The organism is Streptococcus sp. 5905, from assembly GCF_013276505.1.
GTDB lineage: Bacteria > Bacillota > Bacilli > Lactobacillales > Streptococcaceae > Streptococcus.
The window spans coordinates 1-5,162 of the sequence record NZ_VMLC01000010.1; the positions used below are offsets into that span (position 1 = coordinate 1).

Consider the following 5,162-nt stretch of genomic DNA (forward strand, 5'->3'; position numbering starts at 1 on the left):
TTTTCACGGCGGTAACACGGGTTCGAATCCCGTACGGACTATGAGTGTATCGCAGGGACGAAAAAAGTAAAAAAAGTTTCAAAAAAGTGTTGACATAGGTCAACAGCTGTGATATACTAATATAGTTGTCGCTTGAGAGAGATTGAGTGACAAAGACCTTTGAAAACTGAACAAGACGAACCAATGTGCAGGGCACTATAACTGAGGTTATAGTACTGAACAATGAAAAAACAATAAATCTGTCAGTGACAGAAATGAGTGAGAACTCAAACTTTTAATGAGAGTTTGATCCTGGCTCAGGACGAACGCTGGCGGCGTGCCTAATACATGCAAGTAGAACGCTGAAGGAGGAGCTTGCTTCTCTGGATGAGTTGCGAACGGGTGAGTAACGCGTAGGTAACCTGCCTGGTAGCGGGGGATAACTATTGGAAACGATAGCTAATACCGCATAATAGCAGTTATTGCATGATAACTGTTTGAAAGGTGCAATTGCACCACTACCAGATGGACCTGCGTTGTATTAGCTAGTTGGTGGGGTAACGGCTCACCAAGGCGACGATACATAGCCGACCTGAGAGGGTGATCGGCCACACTGGGACTGAGACACGGCCCAGACTCCTACGGGAGGCAGCAGTAGGGAATCTTCGGCAATGGACGGAAGTCTGACCGAGCAACGCCGCGTGAGTGAAGAAGGTTTTCGGATCGTAAAGCTCTGTTGTAAGAGAAGAACGAGTGTGAGAGTGGAAAGTTCACACTGTGACGGTATCTTACCAGAAAGGGACGGCTAACTACGTGCCAGCAGCCGCGGTAATACGTAGGTCCCGAGCGTTGTCCGGATTTATTGGGCGTAAAGCGAGCGCAGGCGGTTAGATAAGTCTGAAGTTAAAGGCTGTGGCTTAACCATAGTACGCTTTGGAAACTGTTTAACTTGAGTGCAAGAGGGGAGAGTGGAATTCCATGTGTAGCGGTGAAATGCGTAGATATATGGAGGAACACCGGTGGCGAAAGCGGCTCTCTGGCTTGTAACTGACGCTGAGGCTCGAAAGCGTGGGGAGCAAACAGGATTAGATACCCTGGTAGTCCACGCCGTAAACGATGAGTGCTAGGTGTTAGACCCTTTCCGGGGTTTAGTGCCGCAGCTAACGCATTAAGCACTCCGCCTGGGGAGTACGACCGCAAGGTTGAAACTCAAAGGAATTGACGGGGGCCCGCACAAGCGGTGGAGCATGTGGTTTAATTCGAAGCAACGCGAAGAACCTTACCAGGTCTTGACATCCCTCTGACCGCTCTAGAGATAGAGTTTTCCTTCGGGACAGAGGTGACAGGTGGTGCATGGTTGTCGTCAGCTCGTGTCGTGAGATGTTGGGTTAAGTCCCGCAACGAGCGCAACCCCTATTGTTAGTTGCCATCATTCAGTTGGGCACTCTAGCGAGACTGCCGGTAATAAACCGGAGGAAGGTGGGGATGACGTCAAATCATCATGCCCCTTATGACCTGGGCTACACACGTGCTACAATGGCTGGTACAACGAGTCGCAAGTCGGTGACGGCAAGCTAATCTCTTAAAGCCAGTCTCAGTTCGGATTGTAGGCTGCAACTCGCCTACATGAAGTCGGAATCGCTAGTAATCGCGGATCAGCACGCCGCGGTGAATACGTTCCCGGGCCTTGTACACACCGCCCGTCACACCACGAGAGTTTGTAACACCCGAAGTCGGTGAGGTAACCTTTTAGGAGCCAGCCGCCTAAGGTGGGATAGATGATTGGGGTGAAGTCGTAACAAGGTAGCCGTATCGGAAGGTGCGGCTGGATCACCTCCTTTCTAAGGACAAGGAATGCACATTGGTCTTGTTTAGTCTTGAGAGGTCTTGTGGGGCCTTAGCTCAGCTGGGAGAGCGCCTGCTTTGCACGCAGGAGGTCAGCGGTTCGATCCCGCTAGGCTCCATTGGTGAGAGATCACCAAGTAATGCACATTGAAAATTGAATATCTATATCAAATAGTAACAAGAAAATAAACCGAAACGCTGTAGTATTAAAAGAGTTACTGACTGAAAGGTCAGAAAATAAGGTTAAGTTAATAAGGGCGCACGGTGGATGCCTTGGCACTAGGAGCCGAAGAAGGACGTGACAAACGACGATATGCCTTGGGTAGCTGTAAGTAAGCTATGATCCAGGGATTTCCGAATGGGGGAACCCAACAGGTACTACCTGTTACCCATATCTGTTAAGGATATGAGGAGGAAGACGCAGTGAACTGAAACATCTAAGTAGCTGCAGGAAGAGAAAGCAAAAGCGATTGCCTTAGTAGCGGCGAGCGAAACGGCAGGAGGGCAAACCGAAGAGTTTACTCTTCGGGGTTGTAGGACTGCAATGTGGACTCAAAGATTATAGAAGAATGATTTGGGAAGATCAGCCAAAGAGAGTAAAAGCCTCGTATTTAAAATAGTCTTTGTACCTAGCAGTATCCTGAGTACGGCGGGACACGAGAAATCCCGTCGGAATCTGGGAGGACCATCTCCCAACCCTAAATACTCCCTAGTGACCGATAGTGAACCAGTACCGTGAGGGAAAGGTGAAAAGCACCCCGGGAGGGGAGTGAAATAGAACCTGAAACCGTGTGCCTACAACAAGTTCGAGCCCGTTAATGGGTGAGAGCGTGCCTTTTGTAGAATGAACCGGCGAGTTACGATATGATGCGAGGTTAAGTTGAAGAGACGGAGCCGCAGGGAAACCGAGTCTGAATAGGGCGCATTAGTATCATGTCGTAGACCCGAAACCATGTGACCTACCCATGAGCAGGTTGAAGGTGCGGTAAGACGCACTGGAGGACCGAACCAGGGCACGTTGAAAAGTGCTTGGATGACTTGTGGGTAGCGGAGAAATTCCAAACGAACTTGGAGATAGCTGGTTCTCTCCGAAATAGCTTTAGGGCTAGCGTCGACATTAGAGATTCTTGGAGGTAGAGCACTGTTTGGGTGAGGGGTCCATCCCGGATTACCAATCTCAGATAAACTCCGAATGCCAAAGAATTATGGTCGGCAGTCAGACTGCGAGTGCTAAGATCCGTAGTCGAAAGGGAAACAGCCCAGACCACCAGCTAAGGTCCCAAAATAATTGTTAAGTGGAAAAGGATGTGGGGTTGCACAGACAACTAGGATGTTAGCTTAGAAGCAGCTATTCATTCAAAGAGTGCGTAATAGCTCACTAGTCGAGTGACCCTGCGCCGAAAATGTACCGGGGCTAAAACAATTTACCGAAGCTGTGGATACCTTTATAGGTATGGTAGGAGAGCGTTCTATGTGTGATGAAGGTGTACCGTGAGGAGTGCTGGAACGCATAGAAGTGAGAATGCCGGTATGAGTAGCGAAAGACAGGTGAGAATCCTGTCCACCGTAAGACTAAGGTTTCCAGGGGAAGGCTCGTCCGCCCTGGGTTAGTCGGGACCTAAGGAGAGACCGAAAGGTGTATCCGATGGACAACAGGTTGATATTCCTGTACTAGAGTATGTAGTGATGGAGGGACGCAGTAGGCTAACTAAAGCAGACGATTGGAAGTGTCTGTCTAAGCAGTGAGGTGTGAATTGAGTCAAATGCTTAATTCTATAACATTGAGCTGTGATGGGGAGCGAAGTTTAGTAGCGAAGTTAGTGACGTCACACTGCCAAGAAAAGCTTCTAGCGTTTAAACATACTCTACCCGTACCGCAAACCGACACAGGTAGTCGAGGCGAGTAGCCTCAGGTGAGCGAGAGAACTCTCGTTAAGGAACTCGGCAAAATGACCCCGTAACTTCGGGAGAAGGGGTGCTGATTTAGGTCAGCCGCAGTGAATAGGCCCAAGCAACTGTTTATCAAAAACACAGCTCTCTGCTAAATCGTAAGATGATGTATAGGGGGTGACGCCTGCCCGGTGCTGGAAGGTTAAGAGGAGTGCTTAGAGGTAACTCGAAGGTATGAATTGAAGCCCCAGTAAACGGCGGCCGTAACTATAACGGTCCTAAGGTAGCGAAATTCCTTGTCGGGTAAGTTCCGACCCGCACGAAAGGCGTAATGATTTGGGCACTGTCTCAACGAGAGACTCGGTGAAATTTTAGTACCTGTGAAGATGCAGGTTACCCGCGACAGGACGGAAAGACCCCATGGAGCTTTACTGCAGTTTGATATTGAGTGTCTGTACCACATGTACAGGATAGGTAGGAGTCTATGAGATCGGGACGCCAGTTTCGAAGGAGACGTTGTTGGGATACTACCCTTGTGTTATGGCCACTCTAACCCGGATAGGTTATCCCTATCGGAGACAGTGTCTGACGGGCAGTTTGACTGGGGCGGTCGCCTCCTAAAAGGTAACGGAGGCGCCCAAAGGTTCCCTCAGAATGGTTGGAAATCATTCGCAGAGTGTAAAGGTATAAGGGAGCTTGACTGCGAGAGCTACAACTCGAGCAGGGACGAAAGTCGGGCTTAGTGATCCGGTGGTTCCGCATGGAAGGGCCATCGCTCAACGGATAAAAGCTACCCTGGGGATAACAGGCTTATCTCCCCCAAGAGTTCACATCGACGGGGAGGTTTGGCACCTCGATGTCGGCTCGTCGCATCCTGGGGCTGTAGTCGGTCCCAAGGGTTGGGCTGTTCGCCCATTAAAGCGGCACGCGAGCTGGGTTCAGAACGTCGTGAGACAGTTCGGTCCCTATCCGTCGCGGGCGTAGGAAATTTGAGAGGATCTGCTCCTAGTACGAGAGGACCAGAGTGGACTTACCGCTGGTGTACCAGTTGTCTTGCCAAAGGCATCGCTGGGTAGCTATGTAGGGAAGGGATAAACGCTGAAAGCATCTAAGTGTGAAACCCACCTCAAGATGAGATTTCCCATGATTATATATCAGTAAGAGCCCTGAGAGATGATCAGGTAGATAGGTTAGAAGTGGAAGTGTGGTGACACATGTAGCGGACTAATACTAATAGCTCGAGGACTTATCCAAAGTAACTGAGAAAACTTAGCGTATGGTTTTTCTAATTATTTGATAGATATTCAATTTTGAGTAGGTATTACTCAGAGTTAAGTGACGATAGCCTAGGAGATACACCTGTACCCATGCCGAACACAGCAGTTAAGCCCTAGAACGCCGGAAGTAGTTGGGGGTTGCCCCCTGTGAGATATGGAAGTCGCTTAGCT

General features: G+C 49.5%; 1 tRNA gene and 3 rRNA genes. All 4 read left to right on the forward strand.

Annotated features, from left to right (window positions below):
• Nucleotides 1-273 precede the first annotated feature (273 nt).
• The 4 genes from HT680_RS08960 to rrf all read left to right on the forward strand — a co-directional run bounded on the left by HT680_RS08960 (nucleotide 274) and on the right by rrf (nucleotide 5,161).
• Nucleotides 274-1,820 (forward strand): 16S ribosomal RNA (locus HT680_RS08960).
• A 50-nt stretch (nucleotides 1,821-1,870) separates the two neighbouring features.
• Nucleotides 1,871-1,943: transfer RNA gene (locus HT680_RS08965), tRNA-Ala, on the forward strand.
• A 122-nt stretch (nucleotides 1,944-2,065) separates the two neighbouring features.
• Nucleotides 2,066-4,968, forward strand: a 23S ribosomal RNA gene (locus HT680_RS08970).
• A gap of 77 nt (nucleotides 4,969-5,045) precedes the next feature.
• Nucleotides 5,046-5,161: ribosomal RNA gene (rrf, locus tag HT680_RS08975) — 5S ribosomal RNA — on the forward strand.
• The 16S, 23S and 5S rRNA genes sit together here with 1 tRNA gene alongside, the layout of an rRNA operon.
• Nucleotide 5,162: the final 1 nt, after the last annotated feature.